Raw genomic sequence first — 19,119 nt, forward strand, 5'->3', positions numbered from 1 at the left:
CGGGCGGGGCCCTTTGGCGCGCCTTCCCCCTTTAACCCCCACGCCCCAAAACCCCCCCCCCCCGCTAAACCCCACCCGGGGCCCCGGCCTCCCCCCCGGGGCCCCCCCCCGCGCCGGGGCCGGGGGGGCCCCGGCACGCGGCGAAAGGTGTTGACCCATGCCGTCGTATCTCGAACTGACGCTGCATTTCTTTCTGCAGATGGCGGTGATCCTCGCGGTCTACCGGCTGGTGTGGCCGCTGCTGAAGCGGCTGGGGCAGATGCAGGTGGTCGCCATCATGGCCGCCGGCTTCCTGCTCGGGCCCTCCGTATTGGGCGCGATCTGGCCCGGTGCGCAGCGGTGGTTGTTCCCGGCGACGCTCGGGATCGGCGGACAGACCATTCCGCATCCGTCGCTGACGGTGATCTACGTGATCGGGCAACTGGGTCTGGTGCTCTATATGTTCCTGGTCGGGTCGTCGTTCCAGACCAAGATCCTCACCGATCACATCCGGGTCGCGGGAACGACCGCGACGGCGGGGCTGACGGTTCCGCTGCTGTTCGGCGCCGCCACCGGGTACGTGCTGTTCAACCACGGTGACTTCTTCACCGGCAAGGTGGTGGCGTGGCAGGCCGCGCTGTTCCTCGCGGCGGCCGTGGGCATCACCGCGTTTCCGGTGCTGGCGTGGATCATTCACGATTCCGGGTTGCACAACACGCGGGTCGGGACCATGACGCTGGCGTGTGCGGCTTTCGACGACGCCTGGTCGTGGATTCTGCTGGCGGTCGTGGTCGCCAGCGCCAAGGGCAATATGAACAGCGCTGTGCTGGCCTTCGTCGGCGGCGGTGTGTTCGTGTTGTTCATGCTGACCGTCGGGCGGCGGCTGTTGCGTTCGCTGAACGGCTGGGCGGAGAAGGAGATGCGCGCCGATCCCGCGGGGCTGCCGCTGGGGCCGTTCACGGTGGTGCTGCTGGTGGTGCTGGTGTGCGCCTGGTTCACCGACTGGTCGGGCATCTACTCGGTGTTCGGGGCGTTCCTCGCCGGCGTGGTGATGCCGCGCGGGGAGTGGCTGGACCGGGTGCGGGAACGGACCGAGCCGCTGGTGGCGTATCTGCTGCTGCCCGCGTTCTTCGTGTACGCCGGGCTCAATACGAAGCTGAGTCTGCTGCTGCATCCGGTGGCGATCGTCGCGGCCGCGGTGGTGCTGGTGGTGTCGTTCGCGGGGAAGTTCGGCGCGGTGTCGCTGGCCTCGCGGTGGCAGGGGCTGAGTTGGCGGGAGGCGGGTGCGATGGGCGCGCTGGCCAACGCGCGCGGCCTGATGGAGCTGGTGCTCATCAACATCGGCCTCACCCAGGGGCTCATCACCCCCACCCTGTTCACCATTCTGGCCATCATGACCATCGTGACGACATTCGTTGCCAGCCCGCTGTTCCGGATGTTCGAACGCAACGCCTGGAAGAACGGCTTGGTCTTCGGCGAGGCCGGTGAAACCGCCGCGGCCCGGGTGGCGGTGTGAGCCAGCTCACGCTAGGTTGAATCCGCTTGCCACCCAACCGAAGAGAGTCCCCATGTGGAGCATCGCCGTCATCGCCGTGATCAGCGCCGCCCTGATCGCCGCCGCCTTCGTAGCCTCTTTCCCCGACTGAACCCGGATCTCAGGCGGCGCGCGGGATCTCCAGATATGCGCCCTGGTGGAGAAGTTCGCGCTGCACGTGGGCCGCGTTGACACTCGATTCGGAGGCGTGGAGGGCTGCGCTGACTCCGGCTGCGTGGCCTGTGGCGAAGGCGGTGCCCATGACGCGTAGGGAGGCGCCGGCGTAGCGGTCGGCGTCTACTGTGCGGCCGGCGGCGAAGAGGTTGGGGGTGTCGATGCTGCGGATTACGCCGAGGGGGATGTGGTAGTGGGCGTCGCCGGTGATGAACTGCCACTGGGGGAGTACGCCCGGTCCGGGGTGGTACTCGATCGGCCAGGCGCCCATCGCTATGACGTCGTCGTGGTGTGCGGCGCCGAGTACCTCGTCGGTGGTGAGGCGGTAGTGGCCGAGGATGTGGCGGGATTCGCGGGTGCCGATCTCCGGGCCGGTGGCGACTATGTAGGCGTTCGCGCAGCCGGGCAGGGTACGTAGTACGGCGAGGTATTCCTGGGCCTGGATGCGGGCGTGCACTTGCGCGCGGGTGAGTTCGCGGGCATCGCGGGCGTCGTAGCCCTCGTCGACCACGTAGGTGACGATGTCGCCCGAAACAGGTAGGCGCGCAACCAGTCCGCGCTCGGCCAGCACTTGCGCGCCGTTCAGTTTCGCGGCCGCGATGGCGGCGGCGAGCGTGTCGCGGGTGACCTGGGCGCCGGGCGGGATGCCGCCGAACCGCACGCCGAGCGTGCCGTTCTGGACGAGGCCGCCGTTGCCGTACCGGACCGCCGCGCCGCCGAAGTTCGCCAGGTCCGCCTCGCCGGTGGCGTCGACGTAGGCCGCGACCCGGATCGTGTGCAGGCCTTGATGATCGGCGAGGTGGACCGCGTCGATTGCGTCTCCTCGGCGGTGGGCGTCGATGAGCTGACTGTCGAGCCGCACCTCCACGCCGGCGTCCTGACAGATCCTGTCCAGCACCAGCTTCACCGATTCGGGGTCGAATACCACTGCGACAGACGTGAATCGGGTCGGCTCGGACACCGCGCCGAGGCGGCGCAGCCCGTGCAGCACCTCGTCGGCGACGCCGAAGACCACCTGGCGCGGCGGGTCGGCCCGGGTGTAGATCCCGCAGTAGGTGAGCACGTTCCGCAGCGTCGCTGCGCCGCCCAGGCACGGGCCGCGCTCGATCAGCAGCGTTCGCGCTCCTGTCCGTGCGGCGCCGACGGCGGCCGCCACACCGGCCGATCCGCCACCGGCGACCACGACGTCGTACCGGTCCGTACTCGTCATCGAAAACACCGTCCTCGCAGTGGAATCGGCCGCGGTCGGGTCGGAGCTGGGAGATCGGGGCATCGAGTTGTCATGCGCGCAATCCGTCCGAGCGGCGATCGATGAGGTCGAATATCTCGTCGTCCCCGGCGATCTCGATGAGGTCGACGGTCGCGTCGGGCTGGTGGCGATGCAAGGCCGCGGCCAGCTTGGTGGCGAGTCGTTCCAGATCGGCGCGGGGGATATCGGATTCGGCCAGCCGATCCAGGTCGCGCTCCAGATCGGCGACGAGACCGCCGGCGACCGCGGTGGGCGGGTCGATGCGGCCGCGCAGGTGTTCGGCCAGCGCGGCCGGCGTCGGATAGTCGAAAACCGCTGTGGGAGAGATCGTCACGCCGGTCGACCGGCGCAGCTGGTTGCGCAGCTCCACCGTGGTGAGCGAGTCGAAGCCGAGATCGGCGAAGCGCCGATGGCCGTCGAACGCCCGGCCGGTGTCGTGGTCGAGGACCGCGGCCACGTGCTGCGCCAGCAACTCCAGCAGCAGGCGGTGCTGCTCCTCGGTGGTGTGCCCGGCGAGGCGGGCGGCGAAGTCGGCGGGTTCGGCCGCGGCCGCCGCGGCGGTGCGGCGGCGATGCACGAGCCCACGCAGCAGCGGCGGCGGGTCGGTGACGGCGGCCGTGTCCAGCCGGATCGGGACGGTGACCGGCGAGCTGCTGCGCAGCGCGGCGTCGAACAGCCCCAGCGCCTGGGCGGTGGTGAGGGTGCGGAATCCGCCGCGCTCCATGCGGGCCCGGTCGCGGGCGCCGAGATGTGCGCTCACCGCGCTCTGTTCGGCCCACAGTCCCCACGCCAGCGAGCTGCCCGGCAGCGCGTCGTGCCGCCGCCGGGCGGACAGCGCGTCGAGGAAACCGTTGGCGGCCGCGTAGTTGGCCTGGCCCGGCGTGCCGAGAACCCCTGCCGCCGAGGAGAAGACGATGAACGCGGCGAGATCCTGGGCACGGGTCAGCTCGTGCAGGTGCCAGGCGGCATCGACCTTCGGCCGCAGCACCCGCTCCAGCCGCTCGGGGGATTGACCGGCGAACAGGGCGTCGTCGACGGTGCCCGCGGCATGTACGACGGCGGTGAGTGGATGCGGCTCGGGGATGCGGTGTAGCAGTTCCTCGACGGCCGCGCGGTCGGTGACATCGCAGGCCACGATCTCCACGTGGGCTCCCGACCGCGTCAGTTCCTCTGCCAATTCCATTGCGCCCGGCGCTGTTTCGCCCGCACGGCTGGACAGCAGCAGGTGGCCGACGCCATACCGGGTCACGAGGTGGCGGGCCACCGCCGCGCCGATCATGCCGGTGCCGCCGGTCACGAGCACCGTGCCCGCCGGGTCCAGCGGCCGCGGGCAGGTGAGTACCACCTTGCCGATGTGACGCGCCTGCCCGACGTGGCGCAGTGCCGTCACCGCGTCCCGCACGTCCCAGCCGGTGATCGGCGGCGGGGTGAGCACGCGCGTCTCGAACAGCGTCACCAGTTCGGTGAGCATGCTCCGGATACGGTCGGGGTCGACCTCGCTGATCAGGAACGAGTAGTAGGCGACGCCGGGGAAGCGCTCGCCGACCGCGTCCGGGTCGCGGATATCGGTGACGCCCATCTCGACGAACCGCCCGCCGCGCGGCAGCAACCGCAGCGACGCGTCGACGAAATCCCCGGCCAGCGAGTCGAGCACGACGTCCATGCCGCGCCCGCCGGTGACCGTGTGGAAGTGTTCCTCGAAATCGAGTGTGCGGGAGTTGGCGAGATGGTCCTCGTCGAGACCGCGGTCGCGCAGCGCCTGCCACTTGCCGGGGCTCGCCGTGGCGAAAACCTCCGCGCCCCAATGCTTCGCGAGCTGCGTCGCGGCGGTGCCGACGCCGCCGGCGGCCGCGTGCACCAGCACCGATTCCCCGGCGCGGAGTCCGGCGAGATCGGCCAGCGCGTAGTAGGCGGTGAGGAATACCACGGGGACCGCGGCGGCCTGCGCGAAGGTCCAGTCGTCCGGAACGCGGGCGACCAGGCGGTGATCGGTGGTGACCGTTGATCCGATGCCGTCGAACAGGCCCATCACCCGATCTCCGGGCGCGAAAGCGGTGACCTGCGAGCCGACTTCGAGTACCACGCCGGAACCCTCGCCGCCCAGTACGGCGTTCGGGTCCGGGTACATGCCCAGGCCGATCAGGATGTCGCGGAAGTTCACCCCGGCGGCGCGCATGGCTATCCGAACCTGGTGCGGCTGCATTGGTTTCGGCGCGTCCTCCGCCGGGAGCAGGCTCACCGTGTCGAGGGTGCCCGGCTCGGTGAGGACGAGCCGCCACGGGTCGCCGCGCAGCAGGTCCGGCCCGGCGGGCGCGGCGAGGCGGGACATGCGGGGTACCAGGAGTTCGCCGTCGCGTAGCGCGAGTTGCGGTTCCCCCGTGGCCAGAGCGCGGGAGACCAGGGGGCCGACCTGAGCGGTGTCGAGGTCGGTGGGCGCGGTGCCGTCGAGGTCCAGTAGCACGATCCGGTCGGGGTACTCGGCCTGGGCACTGCGGATCAGCCCCCACACGGTGGCGCCCGCGAGGTCGGGTCGCTCGCGAGCTGAGTCGGTGGCGACGGCACCGTGGGTGAGGACGACCAGCGAGGTGTCCGGCTCGTCCGCGAGCAGGCGTTGCATCCGTTCGAGCGTGCGGGCCACGTGGTTTCGGACCAAAGCGGGTATCGGCTCGGCGGACTGGGCATCGGCCCGCAGGACGATCACGCCGTGGTCGGCGGAGGTACTGGCCTGCGGGATGCCGGTGATCGAAACCTGGTCGACAGCAACGTCTTCCGCTCGAGTGCTCGGATCGCCAGGGTGTGGACCTGTGGCGGGTACGACGCTGATGCCGCCCGCCGCGCCGACGGTCACGTCTTCCGGGCCGCGAAGGGCGGTGGCGTGAGCGATCTCGTCGCGGTCGATCCCGCCATCGGGCGTGGTGTCCGTGCCGTGGGGATGTGGGAGCGCCTTCCCGTTGCCGATGCGTTGCGGCGCAACGCCGTTGGCGTATGCGGGTTCGGCTTGCTGTGCTGTGGTTTCGGGAGCGCTGATATGCGCGGGGCCGCCATGATCCGGTGTCGTTTCGGAACCGCCGGGGTGGGCCGAGGCAAGGCGTTCTGCGGTGGTCCCGGAGACCGTGGGACGTGCGGTAGCGGATTGGTCGTGTGTGGCGGATGCGGTTGGGGCGAGGCCGGGTTCGGCGAAGCGGACATCGAGGGGGAGTGGAGCGCCGCCGGGTTCGGGGGCGGGAACCCAGTGGACCGCATAGAGCGGGTCGCCGGTGGGAGCGTCGGAAACTATTGGTGCTGCGCGTAGTTCGAGGGAAGCGACAGTGATTACGGTCGCCCCTGTTGGATCTGTCGCCGATAGAGCGAGCTGGTCCGGTGCTGGGGACGACAGGCGGACGCGCAGTTCCGTCGCGCCCTGGGCGGCCAGATCGACGCCGCGCCACGCGAAAGGCAGGCGGGTCCCGTTGTCGTCGGCGAGCGCCACGAGCGGGTGGAGTGCCGCGTCGAGCAGCGCGGGGTGGAGCCCATATTCTCCGGCATCGACGTCGCTGGAAAGCGACACTTGCGCAAGGAGATCGGGGCCTTCGCGCCATACTTCCCGCATGCCCTGGAAGAGGGGTCCGTAATGCAGTCCGGCATCCGCGAGATGCTGATACAGCTCGTCGGGGTCGAGCGGGACGGCTCCGGGCGGCGGCCATGCCGCAGGCTGTTCCGTGCCGCGCGGTGCGGTCTCGCCCGACGGCTCACCGCCCAGGGTGCCCTCGACATGGGTGGTCCACGGTCCGTCGTCGCTTCTGGCGTAGACCGCGAAGGAGCGGCGGCCGTCGGCCCCGGGCGGTTGCACCCGTACCTGCACTCGCACGGGCTCCTCGGTGAGCACGAGTGGTGCGATGACCACCAGATCCGTGATGCCGTGACCGCCCACCTCGTCGGCGGCGCGCAACGCCAGCTCCACGAACAGCGTGGCCGGTGCCAGCACCCTGTCGCCGACCCGGTGATCGGCCAGCCACGGGTGATCCCGTAGGGACAGCGTCCCGGTGAGGATGGTGGCGGCATCGTCGGGCGCCGCCACCACCGCACCGAGCAGCGGGTGGTCGGCCGCGGTCAGTCCGGCGGCGCGCACGTCGGCCCGCGGTACGTGATCGAGCCAGAAGCGCTGGTGCGCAAAGGCATACGTCGGCAGGTCGACGACTCGTGCGCCAGGCACGAGGGCGGTCCAATCCACCGCCGCGCCCGCGACATACGCCTCCGCCACGGCGGCCGTGACCGCCTCCGGCTCCGGCCGGTCAGGGCGCAGCAGGGGCGTCACCACCGCGTCGTCGTCGGCGGCCACCAGGGAGGACAGCGCGGCACCCGGCCCGACCTCGGCGAAGAGGGTGACCCGGCCGGATTCCCGCAGCCAGCGCACGCCGTCGGCGAAACGCACCGGCTCGGCGACGTGCCGCACCCAATAGTCCGGGGTGCGCACGGCGGCGGGGTCGGCCGGTTGCCCGGTGAGATCGGAGACGATCGGCAGTCGCGGCGGCCGGTAGGTCAGGGCCGCACAGACATCGGCGAATTCGTCGAGCATCGGCCGCATGCGAGGGGAGTGGAAGGCGTGGCTCACCCGGAGCCGTTTCGCGGTGAGGCCGCGCGCCACGGCAGCGGCCGCGATGTCCTCGATCGCGGCCTCGTCCCCGGAAATCACCAGTGCCGCAGGGCCGTTCACGGCGGCGATGGCGACCCGGTCCCGATGGCCGGCGATGAGTTCATCGGCGGTGGGCTCGTCGGCGGTGACCGCCAGCATCGCGCCGCCGGGCGGCAGCCGCTGCATCAACCGTCCGCGCGCGGCCACCAGTGCGGTGGCGTCGGTCAGCGACCACACCCCGGCCAGGTACGCCGCGCTCACCTCGCCGATCGAATGGCCGAGCAGGAAATCCGGTGTCACGCCCCAGGATTCGAGCAGCCGGTAGAGCGCGACCTCGACGGTGAACAGCGCGGCCTGCGTGAAGTCGGTGCGATCCAGCAGGGCGGCGTCGGGGTGATCGGCGGCCGCCCAGGCGATCTCGCGCACCGGCCGCTCCAGCTTCGGGTCCAACAGCGTGGCGACCTCGTCGAACGCGTCGGCGAACACCGGATAATGCGAATGCAGCTCACGTCCCATGCCCGGCCGCTGCGACCCCTGCCCGGGAAACAGGAAGGCGGTCTTGGCCTTCGGATGCGCCGTCCCACGCACCACACCGGGGGAGCGCCCCTCGGCGGCCAGCACATCCAACCGCTCGGCCAGCCGATCCCGATCCTGCCCGAACACCACCGCCCGCTGCGTGAACCGCGACCGCGTGGTGGCAAGCGAAAACCCGATATCCCCCGCCGACACCTCCGGATGCGCCTCTAGGTATTCCGACAAGCGCGCAGCCTGCCCGGCCAGCCCCGCATCGGTCCGGCCGGACAACGGCCAGGCAATCGAAACCCCTTGCGCCGCAATCCCCTCGCCGTGCTCGGTGGTGACCGGCTGTGCCACGCCCGAGCCGGTGGTGTGCATGGGGTCGTGTGATGCCGCGGCTCGGCGGGCGGTGCGGTCCGGGGACGGCTGGATATTGTGCGCGGTCGGTTCGTCGGTGGGTGCTTGTTCGAGGATTACGTGGGCGTTGGTTCCGCTGATGCCGAACGACGACACCGCGGCGCGGCGTGGTTGGCCGGTGCCGGGCCAGGGTTGTGCTCCGGTGGCGAGGCACACCGGTCCCTCGGACCAATCCACGTGCGGTGAAGGGCTTTTCGCGTGCAGGGTCGGGGGGACGACGCCGTGACGCATGGCCATGATCGCCTTGATCACCCCGGCCACTCCGGCCGCCGCCTGCGTGTGGCCGACGTTCGATTTCACCGAACCCAGCCACAGGGGCCGCGTCCGGCCCTGACCGTAGGTGTCGAGGAGGGCCTGGATCTCGACCGGATCGCCGAGCCGCGTGCCGGTGCCGTGACCCTCGACCACATCGATGTCGTCGGGTCGCAGGCCCGCCGCCGCCAGCGCCTGCCGGATAACCCGTTGCTGCGCTGGGCCGTTGGGTGCGGTAAGCCCGTTCGAGGCGCCGTCGGAATTGACCGCCGAACCGCGCAGCACGGCGAGGACCCGGTGCCCGAGCCGCCGCGCGTCCGACAGGCGCTCCAGCACGAGCACGCCGACGCCCTCCGACCAGCCGGTGCCGTCCGCGCCGGCCCCGAAGGCCTTGCAGCGGCCGTCCGCCGCCAGCCCGCCTTGGCGGGCGAACTCGGCGAACACCTTCGGCGTCGACATCACCGTCACTCCACCGGCCAGCGCCAGCGAACATTCCCGCTGCCGCAGCGCGTGCCCGGCCAGATGCATCGCCACCAGCGACGAGGAACACGCGGTGTCGATGGTGACCGCGGGTCCGTGCAGCCCCAGCGCGAAGGCGACCCGCCCGGACACCACACTGCCGAGGCTGCCGGTGCGCAGATGTCCCTCGACGCGTTCGGGCACCGTGCCCAGCCGATCGGCGTAGTCGTGATACATCACGCCCGCGAACACCGCCGTCGACGACCCGCGCAGCGCGAGCGGATCGAGACGAGCGTGTTCGATCGCCTCCCACGACGCCTCGAGCAACAGCCGTTGCTGCGGATCGGTCGCCAGCGCCTCGCGCGGCGAGATGCCGAACATATCCGGGTCGAAATCCAAAGCGGCGTCGAGGAATCCGCCCACCCTCGGGTAATCGCCGCGTTCGGCGCGGTCGTCGTCGCGCCAGCCGCGGTCCGCGGGAAAGGCGGTGATGCCGTCGCCGCCGGCGGCCAGGAATTCCCACCACTGGTCCGGGCCGTGCACGCCGCCGGGGAAGCGGCAGCTCATGCCGATCACCGCGATCGGCTCGTCGAGCCGGTCGGCGAGCCGGGAGTTCTCCCGCCGCAATCGATCCCGCTCCACCAGGGCGGCGCGCAGGGCATCGATCAGTTCGGCGTTCGGGTTGGTCATGCCGTCCCCTGGTCGTCGTCGAAGAAGTCGTTGCCGTCGGTCCAGAAGTCGGTGGACCCCGAGCGCATCGCGCCGCCACCGTGTGCCATGCGGATCAGGTCCGCGGCATCCATGTGCAGGATCGACGCGGACTCCCCGCCTGAGTCGTCGGCCGGTCCGGGCACGGACTCGGGCAGCCGTCGCACCGGGGCCGAGGCGTCGCCGTCTGCGAGCGTCTCGGCCTCCGCCAGCAGCTTGGCGTGCAGGTGCGCGGCGAGGGCGTCCGGTGTGGGATGGTCGAACACCAGAGTCGCGGGCAGGCGCAGTCCGGTGGCGGCCGCCAGCCGGGTGCGCAACTCCATCCCGGTCAGCGAGTCGAATCCGAGTTCGGTGAAGGTCCGGTCGGTGGTCGGCAGGTCGCCGGTGTGCCCGAGTACCGCCGCGACCAGTTCGTGGACCAGGTCGTGCACCAGCTCCCGCCGATCGGTGGCTTCCAGCACGGCGAAACGCGCTGGGAACTCCGGCATGTCGGGCACCGCATGCTCGGGCCGGGGCCGGAATTCGCGACGCGGCCGGGCCAGGCCGCGCAGTGGCGGCGGTGCGGCGGCCGGATCCAGCCGGGCCCGGTCCAGCGCGGCCAGCACCGGGACCGCGTCGTCTCCGGCGCACCCGGCGTCGAACAGCGCCAGCCCCTCGGCATCGGACAGGGGCAGGATTCCCGAGCGGGCCAGCCGCGCGCGGTCGGCATCTCCGAGCGCTGCGGAAACACCGGTGGTGCGCGCCCACAATCCCCAGGCCAGCGCGGTGGCCGGTAAGCCCTGTGTGTGCCGCTGCCACGCCAGTGCCTCCAGCCAGGCGTTCGCGGCGGCGTAGTTGGCCTGCCCGGCCGCGCCGATCAGTCCCGCGACCGACGAGAACAGCACGAACGCGGACAGATCCAGCTCGCGGGTGAGTTCGTGCAGATTCCAGGCGCCGTCCACCTTCGGCCGCAGCACCCGTTCGAACTGATCGGGGGTGAGCGTCTCGACCAGTCCGTCGTCGACGCTGCCCGCGGCGTGCACCACGGCCGTGAGCGGTCGTTCCGCCGGTATTCCGGCCAATGCGCGGGCGAGCGAATCACGGTCGGACACATCGCATTCGGCGGTCGTCACGGTGCAGTCGGCGGGCAGGCCGAGGGCGTTCGTGTCGATCGGGCCACGGCTGAGCAGCAGCAGGTGCCGCACGCCGTGGTCGGTGGTGAGATGGTGCGCCACCAGCCCCGCGAGCACGCCGCTCGCTCCCGTGATCAGCACCGTGCCGTCCGTCCGCCACGGCGTGCCGATCGCGGGTTCGTACGCGGGCACCAGCCGTGGTACCAGCACATCGCTTGCGCGCGTGGCGATCTGGGGTTCATCGGCGGGCAGCGGTCCGGCCGGGCTGCCGTCGGAGTCGACGAGCACGAACCGGCCGGGATGCTCGGACTGGGCCGACCGCACCAGCCCCCACACGGCCGCCGCGGCCGGATCGGTGACGGCGGCGCCGCCCACCGCGACCGCGCCGCGCGTGCGGATCGCCAGCATTCCGGTGTCGGACTCGTGCAGCCAGTCGCGCATCCGGTGCAGCACCGTCTCCAGCGCGGACCGCACCCCCGTCGGCGTCAGGTCGAATTCGGGCAGCTCGAACCAGTTCAGCTCGGACCACGACAGGCTGCCGCCGCCGGGCGCGGGCCGGATCCAGCCCAGCCGGTAGCGGCCGTCCCCGGCGCTCAGGGTGCCGACCTCGACGGGGCGCAGCACCAGCGCGTCGACGGCCAGCACCGGGCGATCGCCGGCGTCGAATACCTCCACGGCCGATTCGGGACCGCTCGTCAGCCGCGCCCGGATCGTGCCGCCGGCCGGGCCGAAGGAGCGAATACCGCGCCAGGAGAAGGGCAACCGGGTGGGTCCGGACGTGGTGGCGAGCGGATGCAGCGCGGCATCGAGAACCGCCGGATGGATCCGATAGCCGCCGGTGTGTACGCCCGCCGGGGCCGCGACGGCGGTGAAATGCTCGTCGTCGCGCGCGTACAGTTCCCGCGCGCCGCGGAAGGCCGGACCGTAGTGGTAGCCCGCCGCGGTCAGTTCGCGGTACCGCGAGTCGAGGTCGACGGGTTCGGCGTTCTCCGGCGGCCAGCCGTGCACCGACGGGCGCGTGCGGTCCGCTGGGGCCTGCGCCGCGACGGCCTCCGCGTGCCGGACCCAGTCGCCGTCCGGGGTGCGGGAGTGGATCGTGACCGCGCGGCGGCCGGCGGCATCGGCCGCGGCCATCGCCAGTTGTACGGCCACCGAGCCCGTGTCGGGGACGGTCAGCGGTGCGAGCAGGGTCAGTTCCTCGAGGTAGTCGAGCCCCGCGTGGTCGGCGGCCAGCAGCGTCATGTCGAGGAAGGCCGTCGCGGGCAGCAGCGCGGCACCGTGCACGACATGGTCCGACAGCCAGCCCGTGCCGCCGGATACGGTGCCGGAGAACAGATATCCGCCGTCGGCCAGTGCGAGCGAACGGTCCAGCAGCGGATGCCCGGTGCGTTCGCGGTCCGCGCCGACGGTGTCCCCGGCGTCGAGCCAGTAGCGGCGGTGCTGGAACGCGTAGGTGGGCAACTGCACCGGCGGGGTGGCTGCCTCCGGATACCACCGGATCGGCGTGCCCGCGGTGTGCGCGGCGGCGAGCCCGGCCACGACCGCGTCGGGTTCGGCGCGCCGGCTCGGCAGCAGCGGTGTGGTGGTCACGGCCGCGTCGGCGGTGAACGCCTCCCGGGTCAGCGCGGTCAATGTGCTGCCGGGTCCGGCCTCCACGAACACCCGCACGTCGTGGTCGTCGCGCAGCCGGCGCAGGCCGTCGAAGAACCGGACCGGGCGCCGCACCTGGTCGACCCAGTACTGCGGGTCGCGCAGCCGGGCCGGATCCGCCGGCGCCCCGGTGACATTGGAGACGATCGGGATCGTCGGCTCGTGGTACTCGACCCCGCGGCACACCCGCGCGAACTCGTCGAGCATGGGCTCGACCAGCGGCGAGTGGAAGGCGTGCGCGACCCGCAGCCGGGAGGTCCGCCGTCCCAGCGTCTCGAGCGTGGCGGCGATCTCGCCGACCGCGGCGTCCGCGCCGGACAGTACGACCGCGGCGGTGCCGTTGATCGCCGCCACCGACACCGCGTGCTCTCGGCCGACCAGCAGCGGGGTCACCTTGTGCTCGGCGGCGGCCACCGCGATCATGCTGCCGTGGCCGGGCAGCCGGTCCATCAGCCGCCCGCGCGCCGCGACCAGCGTCGCCGCGTCGGGCAGCCGCCACACTCCGGCGAGGTAGGCGGCGGTGAGTTCGCCGATGGAGTGCCCGATGAGGAAATCCGGTCGCAGGCCCAAGGATTCGGCCAGCCTGTACATCGCGACCTCCACCGCGAACAGCGCCGCCTGCGTGAAACTGGTGCGGTTCAGCAGTTCCGCGTTGGCGCTGCCGGGCTCGGCGAACACCACCTCGGCGAGGTCGGTCTCGAGATGGTCGGCGAAGTGTGCGCACACCTCGTCGAATGCCTTGGCGTACACGGGATTGGTCGCATGGAGCTGTCGTCCCATCGCGACGCGCTGGGCGCCCTGTCCGGGGAACATGACGGCCGTGCGAACCTGCCCGCCGGACACCGTGCCGCGCACCACGGCCGGTGACTGTCCACCGGCGGCGAGGGTGTCCAGCCCGGTCAGCAACTCGCCGCGATCGTGCCCGAAAACGACTGCGCGCCGGTCGAAACGGGTCCGTGTCGTCACCAGCGCGCGGCCGATTTCCGCGGCCGGGAGGTCGGGATGGGCGCGGACGTGGCGGGCCAGCTCGGCGGCCTGACCGGCCAGCGCGGCGTCGGTGCGGGCCGACAGGAACCAGGTCGTCAACGGCGGCAACGGGATCGGCGCGGTGAGCGCTACCGGGTCGGGTTGGGGCGGTTGTTCGACCACTACGTGCGCGTTGGTGCCGCTGATGCCGAACGACGACACTCCCGCCCGGCGGGGGCGGCCGGTGTCGGGCCAGCCCCGCGTCTCGCGCAGCGGCCGCACCGCGCCCGCCGTCCAGTCCACGTGCGGCGTGGGCTCGTCGACATGCAGTGTGGCAGGGAGCGTTCCGTGCCGCATGGCCATGATCATCTTGATCACTCCGGCCACTCCGGCCGCGCCCTGGGTGTGGCCGAGGTTCGACTTCACCGAGCCCAGCCACAGCGGGTCGCCGTCGCGGTCGCCGAACACCTCGAGCAGTGCGCGCACCTCAATCGGGTCACCGAGCGTGGTGCCGGTGCCGTGGCCCTCGACAGCGTCGATGTCGCCGGGCGTGGCGCCCGCCGCGGCCAGCGCCTGCCGGATCACCCGGGCCTGCGCCGCGCCGCTGGGCACGGTCAGCCCGGTGGAGTCGCCGTCGGAGTTGACCGCCGACCCGCGCAGCAGCCCCCACACCTGATGGCCGTGCCGCTGCGCGTCCGAAAGCCGTTCCAGGACTAGAACTCCCACGCCCTCCGCGAAGCCGGTGCCGTCCGCCGCGGCGGCGTACGCCTTGCAGCGCCCGTCGCGGGCCAGCCCGCGCTGGCGGCTGAACTCCAGGAAGCTGGCCGGTGTCGACATCACCGTCACCCCGCCGGCCAGCGCCAGCCCGCACTCACCGCCACGCAGCGCCTGCACCGCCTGGTGCACCGCCACCAGCGACGACGAGCAGGCGGTGTCGACGGTCACCGCGGGACCGGTGAAGCCGAAGTTGTAGGCGAGGCGGCCGGACAGCACGCCCGCGGCACTGCCCGTGCCCAGCTGTGCCTCCAGTTCACCGGGCACCGTGCGCAGGCGGCTGGCGTAGTCGTGGTACATCGCCCCGACGAACACGCCACAGTCGCTGTGGCGCAACGCCTGCGGGTCCAGCCCCGCGCGCTCGAACGCCTCCCACGCCACCTCCAGCAGCAGTCGCTGCTGAGGATCGGTGGCGAGGGCCTCGCGCGGCGAGACGCCGAAGAACTCGGCGTCGAAATCGAAAGGGGTGTCGAGGAATCCGCCGCCTTCGGCGGTGATCGTGCCGGGCCGGTCGGGATCGTCACCCAGCAGCGATTCCGGATGCCAGCCCCGGTCGGGCGGGAAGGGCCGCACCGCGTCGCCCCGGGCGGCCACGAAGTCCCATAGCTGCTGGGGCGAGCGGATTCCGCCGGGATACCGGCAGCCGATCCCGACGACCGCGATCGGCTCGCGCTGCGCGGACTCCAGCCGATGCAGTTGTGCCCGGGTCTCCAGCAGGGTGGTGGTCGCGCGTTTCAGGTAATCGCGCAGGGTGGCTTCGTCGGTCATCGGGGGACTCCTCCCGGACGGTGCATGGGCGGTCGGCGAGAGCGGCGGGATCCGCAGCGGCTCAGCGTGTTCCGAGTTCGGCGTCGAGCAGTGCGAACAGCTCGTGGTCGGTGGCCCCGGTGACATCGGCGGTGGCGGCGGCGGGCGCGCCGGTGAGCTGGTTGAGCGAGGCTCGCAGGCGGTCACGCAGTTCGGCGTGCACGGCCGGTGCGAACGGGGTATCGCGCAGTGCGCGTTCGAATTCCGCGACCAGCTCCAATACCGGCGGACGGGCGCCGGCCGTGGCGATCCGGTCGCACAGTTGCCGGACCAGCGCGCCGACGGTGGCGTGGTCGAACAGGGTGGTGGTGGGCAGGTCCAGGTGGAAGGTGGCGCCGAGATGGCGCGCCAGCTCTACCGCCGCCAGCGAGCCCAGGCCGATGTCGCGCAGCCGGTCCTCGGCGGCCAGCACCGGCGGCGCGCCGCGGATGGTGCGGGCGACGCTCGCCGCCACGACGTCGAAGACGACGCGGTACTGCTCGTCGGGCGGCAGTGACGGCAGCGCCCGCAACCACGCGGGCGGGGCGGCGGCCGGCTCGGAAGGCGTTGCTGTAGACCGCTGTTCGTCCGGAGACCGATCGTCCGCCGTCGCGGCGAAGACACTGTGGTCCTCGTCGGCCAGCGCCGCGCGGATGACGATCTTGTCGATCTTGCCCATCGCATTGCGCGGAATCTGCGCGGCGTGCACCACCCGCGTCGGCAGCTTGTAGCGCGCCAGCTCGCCCTCGGCGAAACGCCGCAGATCGGCCAGGGTGGGCCGGAGTTCGGCGCGGCTGCTCACGATCGCGACGACGCTCTCGCCCTCGTGCGGGTCGGGCACTCCGACCACCGCCACATCGGTCACGCCGGGACACCGCGCCAGCACCTGCTCGACCTCGGCCGAGTACACGTTGTCGCCGCCCACGATGATCATGTCCTTGCGCCGGTCGACCAGGTAGAGGCAGCCGTCGCGGTCCAGATAACCGATGTCGCCGGTGCGGAACCAGCCGTCGACGAACGCGGCCGCGGTGGCCTCGGGGGCATTGCGATAGCCACCGGTCACCGTCGGCGCGCGCAGGCACACCTCGCCGGGCTCGCCCGCGTCCACCGGTGTCCCGGCGGCCGGGTCGAGGATGCGAATCTCGGTGTAGGGCAACGCGAGTCCGGCCGAGGCGGCATGCTCGGCGGTGCGATCGGCGGGCAGGCAGGTGACGAACAGCGTCTCGGTGAGGCCGTACGCCTGCTGCAGCGCGATGCCGCGGTCCAGGTATCGGCCGATCAGCGGCGCGGGTGCGGGCGCACCGGCGGTGACCGCGGTGCGCAGGGCCGACAGATCCGCCGCGGGGAAGCCGGGCAGGGCCGCGACCGCAGCGAACATGGCCGGTACCGCGAAAACGGTGGTGACCCGGTAGTCGACCAGATCCGCCAGCATCCGCGGGGGCTGGAAGTCGCGGCGCAGCACCACCGTTCCGCCGCGCAGCAACGTGCGCAAGGTGAAACAGCCCAGCGGCGCGGTATGGAACAGGGGCGCCACCACCAGGGTGACATCCAGCGGCGCGGCGGCCGCCACCATGTCCATGTTGACCCCGTTCCACCACAGGTTCCCGTGCGTCAGCTGCACACCCTTGGGCCTGCCCGTGGTGCCCGAGGTATAGGCGAGCATTGCGGGCCGGTCGGCCGGGCACGGTACGGGTTCCGGGACCGTGTCGCCGGCCATCGGCGGTAGCACTTCCCAAGCGCCGCTGGGGGTTTCGTCGAGGTCCTGGCCCGGGTCACCGGGCACGAGCAGCAGCCGTGCGGCGCTTCCGGCGGCCTCGGCGATCTCCCGGTGCCCGGGTTCGACCACGAGGGTGTGCGGCGCGCAGTCCGCGAGGATCACCGCCACCTCCGGCGCGGTCAACCGCGAATTCACCGGCACGAACACCGATCCCAGCCGTGCGGCCGCCAGAAAAGTGGCCAGGAAGGTGACGCTGTTGCCGCCCAGGTACACCACGCGGTCGCCGTCGCCCGCGCCGCCGTCGGCCAGCACCGCCGCCAGCCGCCGGGCCTGCGCGGCGAGTACGTCGTAGCTGTAGGTGCCGCCCTCGTACACCACCGCGACCCGGCGCCCGGCCTGCCGGGCCAGGGCGTCCACGCGAGCCGCCGGGCCGAGATCCACCGTTGCCGTCATCGATCCTCCCGCTGCTAGGACTTTCCGCTGCCGCGTCACGCCGAATCCGGCAGTGCGGCAGACAGATTCGTGCGGTACCCGGTTCGCCGCGCGAACTCCGCGATACCCTCCAGGTGCCGCGGTCCGAGGTCGAAGTCCAGGGCGCGGGTGTAGTAGCGCCGCAGGGTGTCCGCGTCGAATTCCTCCCAGCGCGCGGCCCGCTCGCACAACTCGTCCATTTCCGCCAGCGCCACATCGCGCGCGGTCAGCAGATCGGCGTGCACGCGGCGCACGGAATCCGGCTCGCGCAAGGCGAATTCGCGCCGCACACCGAGTACGGCGAAGACGAACGGCAACCCGGTCCACTCGCGCCACATCTGCCCGAGGTCGTGCACGATCAGGCCCCGCTCGGGCGCGTCGAACAGCGCGGTGCGCAGCGCGACGTCGCCGATCAGCACCGCGGCCGGGGCCTGCGCGAACATGATCGCCGGGTCGGGCGGGCTGACGAAGAACCGGGGCCGCACCCCGACGTAGTCACTGAGCAGCAGCCTGGCCAGCCGCACCGAGGTCCGGCTGGTCGAGCTCATCGCCACCGGGACGCCGTCGAGCCGGTCCAGCGGCACCCGGCTCACGATCAGGCACGACATCACCGGTCCGTCGCAGCCGATGGCCAGGTCCGGCAGCAGCTCCAATTCGTCTGTGTGCGACAGGTATTCGACCAGACTGATGGGGCCGAGGTCGATCGATCCGGCGGCGAGCGCGTCGCTGAGATCGTCGGGGGTGCCGTGCACCAGATCCAGCTCGATCAGGTTGCCGGTGCGGGCCAGCCCCCACATGATGGGGAGCCAGTTGAGGAAGTCGATATGGCCGACCCGCGGACGTTGCCGCACGGTCGTGCGGTGCCGGTTGCGGGCACCCGGGCCGGACACTGAGCGCATAGGCCCACTGTTGTCCAATCACCCAGGAGCGGTAACCCCTACGCGTCCCCTAAGCTCGTCGTTCGGCCGCACGACTGTGCGGCGGCACGGGGATCCGGTCGGGGTCGGTGGCGTGCTCGCGCAGCAGCCGCAGCATCGCCGTGCGGGCCCGGTCGAACACGGCGGGCTCGTCGAGCAGCGTCGAGTCGGCCACCGCGCTGCGCTCGATGGCCGCCAGTTCGAAGGCCAGCTGCGCCGGATCGGTCGCGGCGGTGATCTCGCCCAGTTGCTGGGCCTCCACGATGGTCTGGCGGTGAAAGTCGTGCCACTGCTGCCACACCGAGACGATGGCGTCGCGCACCCGGCCGGGCCGCGACCCGAACTCCGAGCCGACCGACAGGAAGAAGCAGGCGCCGTCGGCCGCGGCGTCCCTGCTGGTGTGGTCGAGCCAGGCCTCGCACAGCGTACGCAGCCGCTCGATGCCCGAGGGCAGCCGCAGCGCCGGGCCGATCACCTCGGCGATGAAGGTCGACTTGGCCTCCTCGATGGCGGCCAGCTGAAGTTCCTCCTTGGACCCGAAGAGCCCGAATACGCCGCTCTTGCTGGCGCCGAGGGCGGTGGCGAGCCGGCCGATGGTCAGCCTGTCCAGGCCCTCCACCGCGCCGACCTGGACTGCTTCACGCAGGATGGCACGGCGGGTGTCGTGGCCGCGTGCCGGGCGAGTCTCCGTCATCGACCCGTGTCTCCTTTTTCACAACCCCTGGCTGAGTAACCCCTCGACACCCATCGTAGCCGAACGATCGTTCGGCCAGACTGTTCGGTCCGTGCCGTAATCCGCGCGCTTTCGTGAGTCGTCGGTCGTCAC

7 protein-coding genes are annotated in these 19,119 nt (G+C 71.7%); 1 reads left to right on the plus strand and 6 read right to left on the minus strand.

Annotated features, from left to right (window positions below):
- The first annotated feature begins 157 nt into the window (after positions 1-157).
- Positions 158-1,495 (plus strand): cation:proton antiporter, encoded by a 1,338-nt coding sequence (locus QH470_RS01840; RefSeq protein WP_280270473.1) that lies wholly within the window; start codon positions 158-160, stop codon positions 1,493-1,495.
- A gap of 139 nt (positions 1,496-1,634) precedes the next feature.
- On the opposite strand, the gene QH470_RS01845 is transcribed toward QH470_RS01840, so the two are convergent.
- From QH470_RS01845 to QH470_RS01870, 6 genes are all read right to left on the minus strand, one after another.
- Entirely contained in the window at positions 1,635-2,897 is a 1,263-nt protein-coding gene (locus tag QH470_RS01845) for an FAD-dependent oxidoreductase (RefSeq protein ID WP_280270474.1), read from the minus strand.
- A 70-nt stretch (positions 2,898-2,967) separates the two neighbouring features.
- Positions 2,968-9,882 carry a type I polyketide synthase gene (locus tag QH470_RS01850; RefSeq protein ID WP_280270475.1) on the minus strand — a complete coding sequence of 2,305 codons (6,915 nt, stop codon included), beginning with the start codon at positions 9,880-9,882 and terminating at the stop codon, positions 2,968-2,970.
- The gene (locus tag QH470_RS01855) at positions 9,879-15,170 is read right to left on the minus strand and encodes an SDR family NAD(P)-dependent oxidoreductase (RefSeq protein WP_280270476.1); all 5,292 of its coding nucleotides are present in this window, start codon (positions 15,168-15,170) and stop codon (positions 9,879-9,881) included. Before QH470_RS01855 ends, QH470_RS01850 begins: the two co-directional genes overlap by 4 nt.
- 61 nt (positions 15,171-15,231) lie before the next feature.
- Positions 15,232-17,358: an AMP-binding protein gene (locus QH470_RS01860; RefSeq protein WP_280270477.1), complete on the minus strand. Its 2,127-nt coding sequence runs from the start codon at positions 17,356-17,358 to the stop codon at positions 15,232-15,234.
- Positions 17,359-17,393: 35 nt separating this feature from the next.
- Positions 17,394-18,275, minus strand: coding sequence for a menaquinone biosynthetic enzyme MqnA/MqnD family protein (locus QH470_RS01865; protein WP_280270478.1), 882 nt, complete (start codon positions 18,273-18,275; stop codon positions 17,394-17,396).
- Between the two features lie 49 nt (positions 18,276-18,324).
- The gene (locus QH470_RS01870; RefSeq protein WP_280270479.1) at positions 18,325-18,987 is read right to left on the minus strand and encodes a TetR/AcrR family transcriptional regulator; all 663 of its coding nucleotides are present in this window, start codon (positions 18,985-18,987) and stop codon (positions 18,325-18,327) included.
- Between the last annotated feature and the right edge of the window lie 132 nt (positions 18,988-19,119).

The sequence above is a fragment of the Nocardia wallacei genome (assembly GCF_029868745.1).
Classification (GTDB): Bacteria; Actinomycetota; Actinomycetes; order Mycobacteriales; family Mycobacteriaceae; genus Nocardia; species Nocardia wallacei_B.

Excerpts from the sequence above, each read along its gene's own strand:
- QH470_RS01840 (WP_280270473.1), top strand. The coding sequence starts at position 158 with ATGCCGTCGTATCTCGAACTGACGCTGCATTTCTTTCTGCAGATGGCG.
- QH470_RS01845 (WP_280270474.1), bottom strand. The coding sequence starts at position 2,897 with ATGACGAGTACGGACCGGTACGACGTCGTGGTCGCCGGTGGCGGATCG.
- QH470_RS01850 (WP_280270475.1), bottom strand. The coding sequence starts at position 9,882 with ATGACCAACCCGAACGCCGAACTGATCGATGCCCTGCGCGCCGCCCTG.
- QH470_RS01855 (WP_280270476.1), bottom strand. The coding sequence starts at position 15,170 with ATGACCGACGAAGCCACCCTGCGCGATTACCTGAAACGCGCGACCACC.
- QH470_RS01860 (WP_280270477.1), bottom strand. The coding sequence starts at position 17,358 with ATGACGGCAACGGTGGATCTCGGCCCGGCGGCTCGCGTGGACGCCCTG.
- QH470_RS01865 (WP_280270478.1), bottom strand. The coding sequence starts at position 18,275 with ATGCGCTCAGTGTCCGGCCCGGGTGCCCGCAACCGGCACCGCACGACC.
- QH470_RS01870 (WP_280270479.1), bottom strand. The coding sequence starts at position 18,987 with ATGACGGAGACTCGCCCGGCACGCGGCCACGACACCCGCCGTGCCATC.